Source organism: Mucilaginibacter sp., assembly GCF_035492695.1.
GTDB lineage: Bacteria > Bacteroidota > Bacteroidia > Sphingobacteriales > Sphingobacteriaceae > Mucilaginibacter.
Genome location: NZ_DATJJC010000015.1, coordinates 126,599 through 144,460, shown reverse-complemented (window position 1 = coordinate 144,460; position 17,862 = coordinate 126,599). Strand labels below are relative to the sequence as shown.

Annotated in this window: 12 protein-coding genes; 3 read left to right on the top strand and 9 right to left on the bottom strand. The window is 44.0% G+C overall.

Annotated features, from left to right (window positions below):
- Nucleotides 1–49: 49 nt before the first annotated feature.
- The 8 genes from VL525_RS10450 to VL525_RS10415 form a co-directional block, all read right to left on the bottom strand.
- Complete coding sequence (locus tag VL525_RS10450) at nucleotides 50–1,651, bottom strand: putative maltokinase (RefSeq protein ID WP_325386164.1); 1,602 nt, start codon at nucleotides 1,649–1,651, stop codon at nucleotides 50–52.
- A gap of 3 nt (nucleotides 1,652–1,654) precedes the next feature.
- The gene (locus VL525_RS10445) at nucleotides 1,655–3,598 is read right to left on the bottom strand and encodes an alpha-1,4-glucan--maltose-1-phosphate maltosyltransferase (RefSeq protein WP_325386162.1); all 1,944 of its coding nucleotides are present in this window, start codon (nucleotides 3,596–3,598) and stop codon (nucleotides 1,655–1,657) included.
- 94 nt (nucleotides 3,599–3,692) lie between these two features.
- Complete coding sequence (locus VL525_RS10440) at nucleotides 3,693–6,152, bottom strand: glycoside hydrolase family 31 protein (RefSeq protein ID WP_325386160.1); 2,460 nt, start codon at nucleotides 6,150–6,152, stop codon at nucleotides 3,693–3,695.
- A 155-nt stretch (nucleotides 6,153–6,307) separates the two neighbouring features.
- Nucleotides 6,308–7,675, bottom strand: a complete 1,368-nt coding sequence (locus VL525_RS10435; RefSeq protein ID WP_325386158.1) for an MFS transporter — start codon at nucleotides 7,673–7,675, stop codon at nucleotides 6,308–6,310.
- 36 nt (nucleotides 7,676–7,711) lie between these two features.
- Nucleotides 7,712–9,424 (bottom strand): alpha-amylase family protein, encoded by a 1,713-nt coding sequence (locus tag VL525_RS10430; protein ID WP_325386156.1) that lies wholly within the window; start codon nucleotides 9,422–9,424, stop codon nucleotides 7,712–7,714.
- Between the two features lie 14 nt (nucleotides 9,425–9,438).
- A complete protein-coding gene (locus tag VL525_RS10425) occupies nucleotides 9,439–11,748 on the bottom strand; it encodes a glycoside hydrolase family 65 protein (RefSeq protein ID WP_325386154.1) in 2,310 nt (769 codons plus the stop codon).
- A 77-nt stretch (nucleotides 11,749–11,825) separates the two neighbouring features.
- On the bottom strand, nucleotides 11,826–12,476 hold the full coding sequence (gene pgmB, locus VL525_RS10420; protein WP_325386152.1) for a beta-phosphoglucomutase: 651 nt from the start codon (nucleotides 12,474–12,476) through the stop codon (nucleotides 11,826–11,828).
- 52 nt (nucleotides 12,477–12,528) lie between these two features.
- A complete protein-coding gene (locus VL525_RS10415) occupies nucleotides 12,529–14,391 on the bottom strand; it encodes a glycoside hydrolase family 13 protein (protein WP_325386150.1) in 1,863 nt (620 codons plus the stop codon).
- A 210-nt stretch (nucleotides 14,392–14,601) separates the two neighbouring features.
- On the opposite strand from VL525_RS10415, the gene VL525_RS10410 reads away from it, so the two are divergent.
- Complete coding sequence (locus VL525_RS10410) at nucleotides 14,602–14,958, top strand: VOC family protein (RefSeq protein ID WP_325386148.1); 357 nt, start codon at nucleotides 14,602–14,604, stop codon at nucleotides 14,956–14,958.
- 109 nt (nucleotides 14,959–15,067) lie between these two features.
- Here the strand turns inward: VL525_RS10410 and VL525_RS10405 are convergent, their stop codons facing one another.
- Nucleotides 15,068–16,045, bottom strand: a complete 978-nt coding sequence (locus VL525_RS10405; RefSeq protein WP_325386146.1) for a phytanoyl-CoA dioxygenase family protein — start codon at nucleotides 16,043–16,045, stop codon at nucleotides 15,068–15,070.
- 125 nt (nucleotides 16,046–16,170) lie between these two features.
- Between VL525_RS10405 and VL525_RS10400 the strand changes: the two genes are divergently transcribed.
- Nucleotides 16,171–17,034: an AraC family transcriptional regulator gene (locus tag VL525_RS10400; protein ID WP_325386144.1), complete on the top strand. Its 864-nt coding sequence runs from the start codon at nucleotides 16,171–16,173 to the stop codon at nucleotides 17,032–17,034.
- Nucleotides 17,035–17,210: 176 nt separating this feature from the next.
- Entirely contained in the window at nucleotides 17,211–17,819 is a 609-nt protein-coding gene (locus tag VL525_RS10395; protein ID WP_325386142.1) for a hypothetical protein, read from the top strand.
- The last annotated feature ends 43 nt before the right edge of the window (nucleotides 17,820–17,862 follow it).

The following is a 17,862-nucleotide window of genomic DNA, read 5'->3' as shown; positions in this document are numbered from 1 at the left end:
TTGCCTGTACCAGTTTTTGTTTTAGCCATATCTGTATGCCCGCGGGCGTTTAATTAAATTTTTCTATTTCGAATAATACATGCTGAATACCTTTTAAAGGTATCCGTATCCAATCGGGGCGGCCGTTAAGCTCATAACCAAGTTCATATACGGCCTTCTCCAGCAGGTGTAGCTGCAGCAGGAAATTTAGCTCTGTCCGGCTACCGAAGGTAGCGGAAATATCTCCCATTGTATGCATGTATGCGTCGATATAGGCATCCGTTATCAACTTATACCAACGGTCGGCTGCTTTCTGCAAACGCTGCGGATCAACTCCTTTGGTCTCATTACTAAAATATAATTTAGAGCAAACGGCATAGTGGAAAGACCGTATCATACCCGCAACATCCTTCAGCGGCGAATGTTTTATTTTACGGTCAGTAATAGAGCTTTCGGGCTCTCCCTCAAAATCAATTATAAGGTAATCGCTGCCGGTAAACAGCACCTGGCCCAGGTGATAATCGCCATGTATACGTATACGCGATGATTTCAGGTCGTTATTGCCGATCTTCTCAAAAAATCGTTCAATTACTTTTTCACTGCTGATAAAGTCATCAGCTAACGCTTTGGCATTCTTGTCTAACCGTGCATAGTTTTCTTTTAATAGGCTGATGCGCTTAACCAGTAACCTATTTAGGTGACCCTGAAGCCATGTTATATATTCATCATTAAATTTCTCAGGTTTAAAATCTTTATTCTTTTTGTCCGACAAAAGCGCAAGGTGCATTTCAGCAGTCCGCCGCCCCAACAACTCAACTTTCTCAAATACGTCGTCACGTACGCTGAAAAGTTTGTCCACAAACATAAAAAGGAAATCGTTCAGGTCATCGCCGGTGGCCACCCAACTATCGCATTTACTGGATACCTTTTGCATCATCAACCCAAGCGTAACCGGCGGTATGCCCGGCCGCTCGTAGATAAGGCTGCCACAAAACGACGGAATATTTTTAAATCCGCCAGTTTCAGTAAGAAATTGCAGCATTTCCACTTCGGGATTGATCTCGCGAAAAAGTTTCCTGTATAGTTTAAAGAAATACTTGTTGCCAAATACAAACGACGAATTGCTTTGCTCCAGGTCGGGTATCACACACAGGTAGCCAATGTCCTCATCCGTCACAGCAAGACCTTTGCCGCGATGATAAGTAAGTTGCCCGTTTTCCTGCGGAACTACGGCATTTTCCCATATATTTTTATACAATTCCGTTTGGAACCGAAAGTCGTAAATAGCGTCTATCAGCCACCCGGGCTTGCCGTCGGCAGTTATTTTGGCTATAAATGCTTTTGGGTTGATTTGCTCTATCAGGTCGTAGTCATCGGGGAGAAAAGAAACCGGCAACGCGTATTTTTCCTCGTCGCCATAAGTGTAACCTACATGTACAATTATTAGGTAGGCCTTGCCGCCTTCAATAGGCATGTCAAGCAATTGCTGAACCTTCAGAAATTTGATCATACGTGCCTTGCCTGCAAACCAGCGGCATTTGCGCATATAGTCATAAAAGACACTCTCCTCGAGCCATTTAAGGGCTTTCTTATCCCGGGCAAAATCCTTCCATGGCTTGGTCAGCTTTAAGGAATTGGCGTTTGCCTGTATATCGATATTGCCCATTTTCATATCCTACACTTCTATCCTGAATAAATGCACCGGCAGGTCCCAAGGTTCAAATTGCACATAGTTCCATTCCTGGTTCCAGGTGTAAGTATTGCCTGTTAATATATCGTAAACAGAAAAGTCTTGCCCGGCTTCAATCCCCAATTCCCATAAGGGAGTTTGTACATGGGCAAAATGCTTGCCGTAGGGGTCGAGCTTTGCAATACATAGGATATGGTTATCCCCTGTCCTTTTGTAATAGGCAATTATGTTATCGTTATAAGTCTCGCAAAAGCTTATGTTATAAGTGTTTTGCAGTGCCGGGTTAGCTTTCCGCGCTGCGTTTACTTTGGTAATCACATCGATCAGCCGGTTCTTTGCCGCCCAATCCCAATGCCGCACTTCGTATTTTTCTGAATTGAGGTATTCCTCTTTCCCTGGATATGGTTCATGGTACATCAATTCATAAACCGGGCCAAAAATGCCGTAGTTTGATGATAATGTCGCAGCCATAAAATAGCGCGTAATAAAGCTGATCTCGTTACCATTCTGCAGGATATACGGGTTAATATCATGCGTATTCGGCCAAAAATTGGGACGATAATAATCCTTCATTTCCGATTGCGTCAGCTCATTCATGTATTCTACCAATTCGTGCTTGCTGTTGCGCCACGTATAATAAGTGTATGATTGAGTGTAGCCCAATTTAGCCAATTCCTTCATCACTTTCGGTTTAGTAAAAGCCTCGGAAAGGAAGATGGTCCCGGGATATTTCTTTTGCACTTCTGCAATACACCATTCCCAGAAATTGAAAGACTTTGTATGAGGATTATCCACCCTGAATATCCTTATCCCCTGCTCACACCAATAATCCAGTATACTTTTAAGTTCTTTCCAAAGATTTTCCCAATCGTCATTCTCAAAATTGATGGGTAATATATCCTGGTATTTTTTTGGCGGGTTCTCCGCGTATTGCACGGTCCCGTCCGGTCGCCATTTAAACCATTTGGGATGCTTTTTTACATAAGGGTGGTCGGGCGAACACTGAATGGCAAAATCCATTGCTATTTCCAAACCATGCGCAGCTGCTTCTTTTATTAAATGTCTAAAATCGTCGAGCGTACCAAGGTCTTTTAAGATATCCTTATGCCCGCCATCTTTCGATCCGATGGCATAGGGTACGCCGTCGTCGCCGGGCAAGGCATTAACTGTATTATTTTTGCCTTTCCGGAAAGTTTGACCGATGGGATGTATTGGAGGAAAATACAAAACATCGAAACCCATTTCGGCAACTCGCGGCAATAAGGCTTCACAATCCTTAAATGTGCCGTGCCTTCCTTCGACAGTCGAGGCAGACCTTGGGAAAAAACAATACCAGCTGCTGAAGGCGGCTTTCTCCCGGTCAACATATACTTTCAACTCACGCAGGTAGGTAGTTGCATTCTCCAAATTGGGATACCGGTCGATAAGATGATGAACATCTTTCCCTAATACCAGGTTCACCGCCAGATCGTATTTGTTTTCATCCCTCAGCGTTGCAACAATTTTATTGATGGTTTTTTGATCGGCCTTACTTGCCTGGGACAGCATGGCTTCTAAAAAGTCTGCACCGATCAACAACTCTACCCCCATGTGTTGTGTATCCTGGTATTTCTTTACGAAACCTTCGTGCCAGGTTAAAGGATGATCTACCCAACCGATAACGGTGTAGCTGTAAAAGCCAGTTTTCTCCACGCCAAACAATCCCTGCCAGCGGTCATTGCTCATCAGGTTCATAGGGACACGGAGCCAATTTTTATCGCTTTCGTGTTTATACAGCACCTGGCCTCGTACATGATCGTGCCCGTCGGTAAAAATATCGGCTTCAACCCTGATGCTTTCACCGGGAATCCTCTTGATATAAAACCTACCGGCGTCAATTTCGGGCGTAACATGCCCAACAATAACCCGCTGCAAGCCGTGTTTAGTCATTGGTTCGAAGAAATGGTATCAGTCGGTTAAAATTGATCTTCTATATAAATTTAGCATATAATTACCGGGCCGCAAGTGCGTACGGCCCGGATAATTAATTGATTACTAATTGCGTGAAATTCTTTCTCAGTTTTAACTGCACGGTTTTATCTGATGCGATCATAAAATCTTTCACCTCATGATCGTCAACAATGATCCGCGTCGGCTTAAATGGCAACCCTATTATGTTCATGTGGTAATTCTCATACCTGGGGGTATAAAGGCCCTCCATACTTTGTTGTATAGTAAGTTTATTTTCCTTGCCCCGTACCACAAATTTCTTTTCGAGATAAATATCCTGCTCATAAGCAAAGGTCTCCCCATAATCCTCAAAAATGAATGAATTAGCTTCAAAATCGCTGTAATAAACATTCATCTTCACCTCTTCTATCTCCTTTTCGCCCACATATTGCATCACAGGGTATTCCGGTATTACAGAGCCTGCCTTTACAAAAATGGGCATTGTTTCCAGCGGAGCCGCTACCATTAATTCTTTGCCGCCGTCAACAAGTTCGTGTGTCCAGAAATTATACCATTTACCCTTTGGAAGGTAAACTTTGCGGTCCTTTTGCCCTGCAGCCAGCACCGGGCAAACAAGTATCTTATCGCCATAAGTAAATTCATCCTGGCGGAAATGATTGGTCGGCTCAAATTGTTCGTGCATAACCACCGGGCGTACGATGGGGAAACCATAGCGATGATGCTCCCAAAATGCAGAATATAAATATGGTAATAAACGGTAACGTAATTCTATAAATTTCCTGTTGATGGATGTATATGGTTCGCCAAAACTCCAGGGCTCACGTTCCTTGGTATCGCCGGCTGAATGCGCTCGCATAAATGGCGAAAAGGTTCCCAATTGTATCCAGCGCGTAAATAGTTCGCCGTCTGGCTCTCCGCTAAATCCGCCAATATCTGTCCCGCAGAACGAAACACCTGATATGGACAAACGCTGGCACATGATGTTGCCCAATATCAAATGCTCCCACGATGCCACATTATCACCTGTCCAAACGGACGAGAAACGCTGAACTCCTGAATAACCGGCCCGTGTAATAGTGAACGGGCGCTTATTTTTCATGATCTTACGTAAACCCTCATAGGTGGCACGGACCATTTGCATACCATAAACGTTATGGGCTTTACGATGCGACCCACGTTGACCGTCGTATTGATGCCGGACATCATCAGGAAAAGTTCCTGTACCAAACACTGCAGGTTCGTTCATATCATTCCAAACGCCTGCAACACCTAATTGCACCAACTCATCGAAAAGATTGCCCCACCATTCACGCACTTCGGGGTTTGTAAAATCAGGGAACTGGCAGCGGCCGGGCCACACATGGCCCTCCATAAAGTAGTCATCGCAACGACGACAGAAATACCTGTTCTCCTTACCCTCTTTAAATACCGAATAGTTATCGTCGACGCGTATGCCCGGATCGATAATGACCACCGTTTTGAATCCCTGCTCCGAGAGTTCCTTGATCATCTTCTTAGGATCGGGGAAATATTTCCGGTTCCAGGTAAAGCAGCGATAGCCATCCATGTAATCGATGTCGAGGTATATGCCATCGCATGGTATTTTCTTTTCGCGGAAAGTTTTTGTCACCATCCGCACTTTCGATTCCGGATAATAACTCCACCGGCACTGATGATAGCCCAGCGCCCACATTGGCGGCATAGGGTGTGTACCCGTAAGCAAATGGTAGCGCTTTACCACGTCCATCATGTGGGGGCCGTGTATGTAATAATATTGCAACTCGCCGCCCTCGGCCCAAAAACTGGTCTTGGTCGGGTCTTCGGCACCAAAATCAAAGTCAGCTTTAAAAGTATTGTCGAAAAATATGCCGTGGGCGATACCTTCATTCAAGCTGATGTAAAAAGGTATGCTGCGGTATAATGGGTCCTGGTTCCATGCGAAGGAATACGCATCGGTGTTCCAGTTTTTTAATCGCTTGCCGCGCAGGTTAAGCTCTGTAGCTTTATCTCCCATACCAAAAAAACTCTCGTTTGAATGGCATGTTTTGGTGCAATAAACATAATATCCGCCAAATTTCACATTCTCTTCCCAATGCATGGGTACCGCATCTGAACTTGTTATAAAATTCTGATTATCAGAAAATGAAATAAAGAAATCCGTTTTCCGGATATGACAATTAATGATATTGGTGTAAACCACATATTCTTCTTCCAATTCATTCAAGCCGAATACCGAAACCTTTTTTTCGAGCTTTGGTACCGCATAGGAGAATTCGTCCAGGAAAACACCATGTGGTGCCAGCCTTACGCGGATTATCTCGTCGGTAACAACGGTAATTTCCACCTTGGCATCACCATCAGAGAAGTAGAATTTATTATTTTTCTGTTCGGCTGAAACCGGCCGGCTGAGGTATTTTTTAACTATCGGCTTAATTCCCGCTGCGGGGTTATTGACGTGGTGAAACTCATCTTCTTCCAGTTCGGCCAATTTAGCGGGTATTCCTTCGGGGTTTTGTATATTATTATCTTCCATTCAAAATAGTCGTATCGTCAGTATGTTAATGTGTATCTTTTACGCAATATAGGGATTGGAGTTCATAAATCGGGCATCATTTTTTATATGATGGGGTCAAAAAGATAGCTCTTTTTTGAACCCATGCTTACAATTAATCTCTAATCACCTTAAGGTCAAATCTTGTCAATAGTGGATATTTTTTTTCCATCCTGTACATATAACACAGATATGGCACCTAAAAACATAAATACTCCCGCCATAATAAGCGCATAAATAGCGTGGTTATGATAGAAATATTTAACGATGGGGCCACCGATGATACCATTGACAATTTGCGGGCCTGTAATGAAAAAATTAAATATCCCCATGTAAACCCCAATTTTTTTAACCGGGATAGAACTTGACAGGATGGCATACGGCATAGCGAGTATGCTGCCCCAGGCTAAGCCTATACCGATCATGGACAGCAGCAGTAAATAGTGATTTTGAATGAAATAAATGGAAATTAATCCAATGCCTCCCATAATAAGGGAGAATGAGTGTGTTTTCTTGCGGCTGGTTTTGCGTACTATGCGCGGTAGCAACAAAGCATAAATTGCGGAAACCAGGTTATAAACGCCAAAGCAAACATTTACCCAATTTGCTGCGTCGTTATACTGTATAGATGAGGTATCACCTGCTTTGATATGATAAACATGGTCTGCAACGGCCGGTGTTGTAAATACCCACATCGAAAATAGTGCGAACCAGGAGAAGAACTGGACAAGACCTAACTGGCGCATGGTTTTCGGCATATTTGCCAGATCTGAAAATATTTCTGCCAAACCATTTTTATGCTTTTCTTCAGCTTCATCGGGCTCATGAAACGATGCAAACTCAGCCGGCGAGTATTCTTTGGTCGATACCACGGTCCATAGGATACACCCGATCAAAACAGCTGCACCAACATAAAAGGAATATAATAAATTATCAGGAACGATCCCCGGCGCCGCGGTTTTGCCAATATGGAACCATTCCGCAAAAACATAAGGCAACCACGATCCAATTACCGCACCAACACCAATCAGGCAGGTTTGCATCGAAAAACCGATGTTATGCTGATTATCAGGCAAGTTATCAGCCACCAAAGCCCTAAAAGGCTCCATAGCCACATTAAATGAAGCATCCATGATCATCAGCATTCCCGCGCCGACCACGATTGGCGGAATGATAACTGCTAACGCTGATGAGTTGGGCATGAATAAAAGGGCAAGTCCCGACAAGATTGCGCCTGTTAAAAAGAAAGGGCGCCTGCGCCCAAGCCGTGTCCATGTACGATCGCTGTAATGACCGATGATAGGTTGTATAATCATGCCTGTAATAGGCGCTGCCAGCCAAAACCAGGACAAATGCTCTACATCAGCTCCGAAAGTTTGCAATATGCGGCTGGCGTTACCGGTTTGAAGTGCAAATCCGAATTGAATACCCAGGAAACCAAAGCTCATGTTAAATATCTGCCAAAAGCTAAGGCCGGGCTTTTTCTTGATCGCTAATGTTGCCATAATTGTTCTCAGGTTTATTTTGATAGTATAATTGGTTCAAAATCCAAGCAAAAAACCGCTGCTTGCAGGTAGGTCTATTGTCACACCGTTCATAATATCTTCAGCATTAAACTTTGCTCCGCTTAACAGGTCGGTAAACTCATGACTACCGCTTAGCTGCAATAACTGGAGCAAGTCGGGAGGTAATATTACATGTATGTTTCGCCGTTCGCGATTAAAATTGGTTATGACTAATATACGTTGTTTATCGGTATATCGTAAAAACAGGTACAACCGGGTATCAAATCCCGGTTGACGTTCATTAGCCACCATCAGTTCCCAGAATTTCCCTTCCCGTATTGCTTCGTTTTGCCCGGAGATGTTTAATAATTTGCTGTAAAAATTTCGCAGGTCTCTTTGGCTTCCAGACAATTGTGCCCCATCAAATTTTCCTTCATTCAGCCATTTCTGATGTTCAGGCACACCCCAGTAGTCAAATATAGTGGTACGGCCGTCGTCGTTGCTAAAACCCTCGTTACCGTTACCGGGTTCACCGCATTCCTGCCCCGAGTAAATCATAACCGGCCCGGTATTCATAGTTGCTGTTACTATCATTCCCGGAACGGCCAGCCATGGATCTCCTGCAAAAAAACGGGATGCAATACGCTGTTCGTCATGATTTTCCATAAAACGCAGCATATGCTGGTCGATACCGAAACAATCACGATTCCAGACCTGGTTGATTTCCCATGTATTAGCATCCGGCCAATTGCAGGTCAACTTTCGGAGAGCATCGTAAAGACCCACCTTATCATACAGGTAATCAAATTTACCGATAGAAATATAATCGTGATACTTGCCTATTTCGTAGGCTTCGCCAATGAAGATCAATTGTGAAAATTCAGCCTTAAGCTTCTCTATTATCCAACCCCAAAATTCAAAAGGCACCATTTCGACCATATCGCAACGGAAACCGTCGATACCCTTTTCACTCCAAAAGTGAAGTATATCATACATTTTATTCCACAGCGGCGGAATGGGGTCGAAGTAGGTTTTACGGTTATCCAGGTAATCCACACCGTAATTCAGCTTGAGGGTCTCAAACCAGTCGTTTATAGAGGGTGTGGATGTAAAGCGGTCGTTTCCTGTCGCTTTAGCTGGATTTTCGTCAAACTTTCCGTCTTTCAGCGGGCTATTAAACTCGTCCCCTCCGGGGTTATATCCGGGCGGAACAACGAAAGATTGCCCCGGCAAATAGTAAAAATCATTAGCCGGGCTAAACGCTTTGCTTTTATCATCATCCTCGCCAAAATCACGGACACCTCCTGGCTTTTGGTCAGATGTATAGGTTCGCGCCACATGATTGGGCACAAAATCCATCATAACCTTCAACCCATTATCATGTGTCCGTTTAATAAGCGCCTCGTACTCCGCTATGCGGTTATTTACGTCGGCAGCCAGGTCGGGATCGACATCGTAGTAATCCTTGATGGCGTAAGGCGATCCCGCGCGCCCTTTTACCACATCCGGATCATCAGGTTCGATACCGAATTGCGAATAATCAGTCATGGTTGCGTGTTCGATGACGCCAGTATACCAAACATGCGTAAAGCCCATTGCTTTGAGTTCCTGCAAAGCTTTATCCGAAATATCATTGAACTTACCTGAGCCGTTTTCCTCTATCGAGCCATAAAATTTATTTGCCTGTTTGGTGTTGCCAAACAAACGGGGCAATAGCTGGTAAATAATAAGTTTGTGATCGGCCGCCAATGATATGATATTAATTATGCTTCAACCAGCAATTCGTTATTTGCTTTTACTATCTGATCTTTACCGTAGATCGTCACCGTCAGTTCGTTACCAGACAGGTTTTTGATTTGCACCCCTTCTTTACCCACCCTGATGTTTAGCAGTGTACCACGGAAACCAATATGAAACGAGAATGATTTCCATTTTGCAGGCAGGAAAGGGTTAAACGACAATTTTCCATCCCTGACCCGCATGCCGCCAAATCCCTGCACCACGGCCATCCAGGTACCTGCCATCGAAGTGATGTGACAGCCGTCTTCAGTATCATTGTTATAATCGTCCAGGTCGAGACGTGACGTACGCAGGTAAAATTCGTAAGCCCGTGCCTCGTCACCCAATTTAGCTGCAATCACGGCGTGAACACATGGCGACAATGACGATTCGTGCACTGTTCTTGGCTCATAAAAATCATAGTTGCGCCGAATGGTATCAATATCGTATTTATCCTCGAAAAAGTAAATACCCTGCAAAACATCAGCCTGTTTGATATAGCACGAACGTAATATCCGGTCCCAACTCCATTTTTGGTTGATGGGTCGCTCGCTTGCAGGAAGGTCCTTTACTAAAATTTGTTCCTTATCAAGGTAACCGTCCTGCTGTAAAAATACACCAAGCTTCTCGTCGTAAGGGAAATACATTTTTTCGATAATATCCCTGAACCTGTTAAACTCCACCCTCTCATTCAAACCAATTTTATCACCCAGGGCTTTATATTTCGCAGGCTCCTGGTTCTGCACTTTAGCAGCAACATCCATGGCATATTGCATACACCAGCAAGCTATGGTATTAGTGTACCAGTTGTTATTAACATTGTTCTCGTACTCATTCGGGCCGGTAACCCCCAGCATTACGTATTGCCGACGGTCATCGCTCCAGTTAACCCGCTGCGACCAAAAGCGTGCGATCGCTATCAGCACTTCCAGGCCGTAGTCGGCCAGATATTTTTCGTCGCCTGTGTAACGTACATAATCATATATGGCATGGGCAATGGCGCCGTTACGATGTATCTCTTCAAAAGTTATCTCCCATTCATTATGACATTCCGTACCATCCATGGTAACCATCGGGTATAAAGCCGCACCATTCCTGAAACCCAATAATTTTGCGTTATCGATGGCTTTACCCAATTGCTTATAACGATAGAGCAACAGGTTGCGGGTAACCTTCTGATCAGCGGTTGCAAGGTAAAAAGGCACACAATAGGCCTCAGTATCCCAATAAGTGGAACCGCCGTATTTTTCGCCCGTAAACCCTTTGGGGCCGATATTCAGGCGATCGTCCTCACCGGTATAAGTTTGGTTAAGCTGGAAGATATTGAAACGTATCCCCTGCTGCGCCGAAGCGTCCCCTTCGATAATAATATCGTTGTGCTGCCACTTTTTCCCCCAGGCTGCAGCTTGTTCGGCAAGCATTTTTTCAAAACCCTTTTCGCTGATAACCTTTAAAGTTGTTTTCAACACCTCCGCCAAAGCAGCTGCCGGGTAATTTTGGGAAGATATATTGGCGGCGTATTTTATGACAGAAACAGGCTGCCCTGCAACTACCTCCAATGTAATAGCGGAGGCCACATATTTATCTTTTTCGATCTTTTTAGCGTCAACTTCTACCGGCAAATTATTTTGACTGACAGTAAACCTTTGCCCCGTAGCCACCTCGAAGCCCGTTTTTTTTGTACGGAGCTGTATATAACCTCCATTGTTCCAGCTTTCCCTGGTTACCTCGTCCCAAAATTTTTCATCGTAGTTTGAATCCTTATTGGCAACATCTCCGTCAACAAAAGGTGAAATAGTTATTGGGCCGCTATAATTAAATGGGGTAATAGTATACCTGATGGCCCCAGTTTCATCATCCACGATACTGCAAAAACGGGTAGTATCAACTTCTACCTCAATGCCTTTCGCCGTTTTGGCACGAAAGCTTCTTTTCAGATAGCCATCCTTCATATTTAGCTCACGGCGGAAAGCGATTACTTCGCATTTGGCAAGATCGAGCTGTTCGGCACCAAGCGTGATGTCTATTCCTATCCAATTGGCCGCGTTTATCACTTTTGCAAAATATTCGGGATAGCCATTCTTCCACCAGCCTACCCGGGTTTTATCGGGATAATAAACGCCGGCAACGTAATTTCCCTGTAAGGTTTCGCCGCTGTAGACTTCTTCAAAATTGGCGCGCTGCCCCATTCGGCCATTGCCCAAACTGAAAATACTTTCGGATATGGTATTGTATTCAGGCCTAAAGCCCTCTTCTATGATCCTCCACTCGTCAACTTGTATGTAGTCCTTCATTATAAATGTGATATGTTTTGTTCAATAGGGGTAATCATTTCCACCCAAAAGGAAGAAACGACCTGACTTTTAATGCTTTATAAATCATCTAACTTTTCTATACTCATTTTATCCAACCCGCTAATTACCAAATTAGCTTTACCCAACACCTCACGGGAGCCAATGCCAACTACTTTCATCCTGCCATTAATGGCCGCTTCGACGCCTGCTATGGCGTCTTCGAAAACCACACACTTTTCGGGGGCTACACCTAACTCTTCCGCGCCTTTTAAAAACACTTCCGGATCGGGTTTAGGTTTGCTCACCTTGTTGCCATCGATAACAACATCAAACAAATGCGCAATACCAACCTTTTCCAGTATGGTTCCCGAATTTTTACTAGCCGATCCCAAAGCTGTTTTGATGCCCGCCCGTTTGCACGATTCAACAAACTCCTTTGCTCCCGGCAATACTTCATCCGGTGTCATCTTATTGATCATCTCCACATACCAGTTGTTCTTCCGCGTCGCCAGCTCCTCTTTTTCAGCATCAGTTTTGGTTAGTCCGCCCCATTGCAAAATCAGGTTGAGCGATGCAACTCTGCTCACCCCTTTCAGCTTTTCATTATCCTCTTCGGTAAAATCAAACCCCAGTTCATTCGCCAATCTTTTCCATGCTTTGTAATGGTAAACCGCAGTATCCACAATCACCCCATCCAGATCAAAAATGCACGCTTTTATCTTATTCATTCAATTTTTACAGCAAACAACCTGCTGATTTTAAAGTAGCTAAATATATTTATTAATGTGTATTTTTTGGCAGTAATTCTAAAACTAATGTAGCTTTTGCCGGTAACGTAAGCTTTGGGAGGCTGACTGTCTCGCCCGTTATTACGTCTTTTGCTTTTTCGGCGCCGTTAATGCGCTCAGCATATCGTTCTGTCTTAACTTCCTGTTCTTTTTCACGGCTATTGTAAACGATCATTACCGTTTTTGCCGCATCATATCTGAAAAATACATACACTCCGTCTTCGGGTATGTATTGCATCATCTTGCCTGTTTGCAATGCGGTGGTGTTTTTTCGGTAATTAGCTAAAGCTTTAACATAGTTAAAGGCCTCGTTCTCTTTGACACTTCTGCCTGTGGGTGAAAATTTATTATCCTTATCGCCCGGCCAGCCGCCCGGGAAGTCCTCACGCACCAGCCCATCGGGGTTCGAAAAATTTTTCATCAGTATCTCATCACCGTAATACATCTGCGGCACGCCGCGCATGGTCATCAGCATAGCCATTCCCGACTTGTATTTAGTGAAATCCTCTCCCACTACCGAAAGGAAGCGGCTCATGTCATGATTGTCCAAGAATATAACATTTTTAGTGGGGTCTTTATAAAGAAAGTCCTGCGCCATTATTGAATACAAACGATTGACCCCTTCGGTCCAGCCTTCGTGTGCATTCAGCGCATCGTAAACAGCCTCTTTCCAAACCCCATCGGTTATCCCGGGCAAGTGAGTATCCAATCCGCGGTTTACCACATTTCCTTCGGTAAAAAATGCCTGGTTGGCCGCCGACCATACAAGGGTTTCACCAAATATAGATAAACGCGGAAACTCGGTCCGTACGTCTTTCGCCCATTTAGCCATGTATCCCGGATCGTTATAAGGGTAAGTATCTAGCCTGAAACCATCTACGCCCGAATATTCTACCCACCAGATATGGTTCTGCGTCAGGAAGTTTTGATAATAAGGATTATTTTCATTCATGTCCGCCATCCGGCGGTCGAACCAGCCGTCAAGCATTTGTTTCCGGTCGGACGGCGCAGCGTGGGGGTCCATTACCGCCGCATCACGAAAGTTTGATTTGGTATATTTCGGCCATTGGTGTACCCAGCTTTTCATCGGCATATCCTGTATGGTGTATCCTTCGGTACCGGCATGGTTGTGCACCAGGTCCATCACCACTTTCATGCCCATAGCATGGCATTTTTCCACAAACTTTTTATACAATTCGTTGGTGCCATAGCGCGGATCGATCTTGTAATGATCCGTAACCGCATAACCATGATAAGATGCGCTCGGCTCATTATTTTCAACAGCCGGCGTAAGCCAGATAGCGGTCACACCTAAATCCTTCAGATAATCCAGGTGATCCATTATTCCCTGAAGATCCCCCCCGTGGCGGCTGAACATTTTTGCCCTGTTAATACCAGTCTCCCGCATCCCGGCAACCGAATCATTTTTCGTATTCCCATTGGCAAAACGATCGGGCATAATGAGATAGATGAGATCTTTATTGGTAACACCCTGAGCGCGGTTTTCTGAATGGTCGCGTTTCTTCAATTCATATTGATAGGTAAGCGTTTTTTCGCCTGCTTTGGTAAATTTTATCGGGAACGTTCCCGGAGTTGCGCCTGAAAAAATGCGCAGATCGACAAATAAATAATTCGGATTTTCAACTTTATGGACCGCAATAAGCCTCACGCCGGGGTAGTTTATTTCCACTTTTCGCGAGGCAATATCATTGCCGTGTACTATCAGCTGAAGGTTAGGATTGCTCATGCCGGTCCACCAAAACATGGGCTCCACGCGCTCCAAAGCGGGAATTTGAGCTGAAACGCCCAATGCCACCACGAGGCAGCCGAATGTCAAAAAAAGTAATTTTCTCATACCAGGTTTATCAGGAAAAATAGCCGGAGGTCGATTTCGATCTCAACAGTCACGGCGTTTCAAATTTAATATAAAAATGATTTCCTGTGAGAAAAAGTGAAAATGATTGAGGAATAGAAATTTCAGACGTGTTTTAGTGATTAGCTTTGCATGATTGCTTAACACTTTGTATGCAACTCTATAATGAGACAATTTAAATATATCGACACAATGAAATCAATTTCCATCATTTCCATCCCGGTGACCGACCAAGAAGCATCCAAGCAGTTTTATTTAAAATTGGGTTTTAATCTATTGGTAGAAGCACCGTTTGATAAGGGCCAGAAGTGGGTTCAACTAGCATTCCCCGGCCAGGAAGCTGTATCCATTACGTTGGTTACCTGGTTTGATAATATGCCGGCGGGATGTATCAACGGGTTTGTTATAAACACCGACAACCTGGACAACGATATTAATGAGCTAACTGCAAAGGGTATAACAGTTGGAAAGGTCGATCACACACCATGGGGCAGATTTGCGGCGGTAACAGACCCGGATGGAAATCGGCTAAGCCTGCATCAAGCATAACGCTTTCCTTTATGGTTTCTCCATATTTATTCTTTCTGTGTACTCTGCGGTAAAAGTCCAACCGCAGAGTACACAGATAATTTTTTTTGCAGAGAAGTATTGAGATACTTCACCATTTGTCGATCCCTAATAATTTTCTTCCCAATGGGCTTAGTTCTGCAACCGGGTTCTTTTTCTCGCGTTCCATCGGGTCGCCCGGAAAGGCATAGCCCTGCATGGCTTCGCGGCTTTGCCAGCTGTTAATACGCCATTGACGCAACTCTTCATTATCTTCCTGGGCGGGCATCATCGCAATATATTGAGCAATACGTACTTTATCGCCGCTCCTGTTGGGGCGTATGCCATGTGGCTCCAGGCTATTGAATATCAGCAGGTCTCCTGCTTCCAGCTTAACCTTTACTATTTCAAAACCAGTAGTATCTGGTTTATAATGATCCCGATCGGCGGGTTGCATCAGCTTCCAGGCGTCATAGGTGCGATAAAGCTCAGGCACACACTGGAACCCGCCCATATTTTCATCCGTCTGGTCGGCCAGAGCTAACACGCCCTGTACGTTTTGCGGCTTGGTTTCCGGATCGTAATCCCAGTGGATAAATCCTTTGTATTCAAAGCCGGGCCTTAACGGAAAATTCAAATTTGCACGGTCAATAGTTACCCACAGCTTTTCGGTTCCCCAAACATCCGCAAATGCCTGGTGGACTTTTGGATATTGCCTGTTATCCCACATGTATTGCTGGTTATATATTTCCACCATGCCGGTATTGTTTAACTCCGTCATCTGCATTTGTGCGTTGGGTCTTTTGTACCAGCTTTCAATATCATTCTGATCCTTATCTTCATATTCCCACAGATAGTCCGCAAGTTTCTTTGCCTGCTCTTTCGGCACCGCATTCTTAACAACCACATAGCCATTCTCTATCCAAAATTTCCAGTCGGCCTCGCTCAAAACCCGCAATGGTTCGCCGTTACTACGGTCATTTAACCTTAGCTGGCTCGATTTCGCCGTCGATGGATTGCCAGGTATTTCCTTATGTGCATTCTCTGGGGTCATGGTCATAGCGCCCATGGTTTGATTTTCAGTTTTCATATCTGCTGTTGATTTACATATCAAAAGTAGTACTGATATATGCGGCAATTGTACTTTGCAATGACCAATATTTGCTCTGTATTAACATATTACATAATTTTAAATGAATTATTAAGGCAATCAAGATGAATGAAATACAATTAGAACAAGTTGTTTTTGAGCCCGGCAAGTCGTTTAAGCTATTTTCTCCCCGCCTGCGTAATACTTTTTTATGGCATTACCACCCGGAATATGAATTAGTTTATGTTGAGGCTGACGCAGGGATACGCCATGTTGGCTCGCACATTTCGGGTTACACCCAAAGTGACCTTGTTTTTATTGGTGGCAATCTTCCACATCTTAATTTCGATTATCGCTTGCGAAGCGATTATCACCAGGTAGTCATCCAACTGCGCGAAGATTTTATGGGCGGCGCCATAAGCATGTCGCCTGAATTTTCTGTCATTAACCAGCTATTTAAAAGGTCCGCCTCAGGCATAGCTTTTAATGGAAATACAAAAGCTATCGCCGCACAGAGGCTTAAGCAATTACAAAACTTGTCGTCCTTCGGTCAATTAATGGAGTTAATAGACATCTTCCAATTCCTGGCAAATTCGACGGAATACCAGGTGCTTAACGGCGATGATCTGAGCCTTCGGTTTTTTTTGAAAGATAAGATACGCATGGGTGCGATATACGAATACATCGATGCCAATTACAACCGTAAGCCCGATGTGAACATTGTGGCCGACAAGGTACACCTTACTACACCCGCATTTTGCCGTTATTTCAAAAGGCAAACCAATATGACATTTACAGATTTTGTTAATCAATATCGTATCGATATGGCAAAAAACTTGCTGATGCAGGACAAAAATATCACTGAAACCTGTTATGCAGTTGGGTTCGAAAGCCTATCCTATTTTAATAAATTATTCAATAAGATCGTCGGAAAGAATCCGTCCGAATTCAAAAGGTCATGGCCTGATAGCAATGCTCAACTACACTGATCAGCTTTAAGTAGCAATTTACAATAAGTTAAATATCAATTGTTTATATATAATTTTTACCTTTTATGGTACCAAAAATTGTTAATAACTATTGTTGAACCTATTCTATTTACCCCCGTATAAAGTGGTGTTTAACAGAACATTTTGTTGCCGAACGGGCAATTTTATACGACCGGATGATGAAAAGAGAAATTACCGCACTGTTATTACTTTCAGGCTTGATGTTTTATTCCTGCAAAAAAACGGCAGTTCAACCAGATACCGATGGCATTACCATAACAACCCCTGCAACTTCTACATCGACAACAGGGCAAACAACCACAGGCAGCAATGCCGACGGACCAAGTGTGACGGGCCTGGTGAGACTCAAAATGAGCAAAGACTCTATCAATACAGATGGGATTCTCATCAATTTTAAGCCCACTGCTAAACCGATATATGTGATAGGCGAAGATGCACCTGCCTTGCAGGGCTATGGTGTTGTGACATTATCAAGTGTATCAAGTGATAACATCCCCCTTGCTATAAACTCATTGCCATTGTCAGGCAAGGGGCGGTCCATCAATCTTAGTGTCTCCTCCACAACGGAAGGCGTTTATAAACTGGCAATGGAATCGATCACCTCCGTCCCTTCTGGCTACGAAGTATGGCTGATGGACGGGTATAAGAAAGACTCCGTGGATATGCGCCAAAACCCAAGTTATTCCTTTAATATTTACAAAGCGGATACCGCTTCATCAGGGAGAAACAGGTTTAAACTCACATTCCGTTATAAGGTGAATTAAATCAGGATTCCATTTTCACCTTTTTACTCTCAAGGTTACATGC

What these genes read in the sequence shown, in the direction of transcription:
- VL525_RS10405 (WP_325386146.1), bottom strand. Translation starts at nt 16,045, where the DNA reads ATGAAAACTGAAAATCAAACCATGGGCGCTATGACCATGACCCCAGAG.
- VL525_RS10415 (WP_325386150.1), bottom strand. Translation starts at nt 14,391, where the DNA reads ATGAGAAAATTACTTTTTTTGACATTCGGCTGCCTCGTGGTGGCATTG.
- VL525_RS10450 (WP_325386164.1), bottom strand. Translation starts at nt 1,651, where the DNA reads ATGAAAATGGGCAATATCGATATACAGGCAAACGCCAATTCCTTAAAG.
- pgmB (WP_325386152.1), bottom strand. Translation starts at nt 12,476, where the DNA reads ATGAATAAGATAAAAGCGTGCATTTTTGATCTGGATGGGGTGATTGTG.
- VL525_RS10445 (WP_325386162.1), bottom strand. Translation starts at nt 3,598, where the DNA reads ATGACTAAACACGGCTTGCAGCGGGTTATTGTTGGGCATGTTACGCCC.
- VL525_RS10395 (WP_325386142.1), top strand. Translation starts at nt 17,211, where the DNA reads ATGATGAAAAGAGAAATTACCGCACTGTTATTACTTTCAGGCTTGATG.
- VL525_RS10410 (WP_325386148.1), top strand. Translation starts at nt 14,602, where the DNA reads ATGAAATCAATTTCCATCATTTCCATCCCGGTGACCGACCAAGAAGCA.
- VL525_RS10425 (WP_325386154.1), bottom strand. Translation starts at nt 11,748, where the DNA reads ATGAAGGACTACATACAAGTTGACGAGTGGAGGATCATAGAAGAGGGC.
- VL525_RS10400 (WP_325386144.1), top strand. Translation starts at nt 16,171, where the DNA reads ATGAATGAAATACAATTAGAACAAGTTGTTTTTGAGCCCGGCAAGTCG.
- VL525_RS10440 (WP_325386160.1), bottom strand. Translation starts at nt 6,152, where the DNA reads ATGGAAGATAATAATATACAAAACCCCGAAGGAATACCCGCTAAATTG.
- VL525_RS10435 (WP_325386158.1), bottom strand. Translation starts at nt 7,675, where the DNA reads ATGGCAACATTAGCGATCAAGAAAAAGCCCGGCCTTAGCTTTTGGCAG.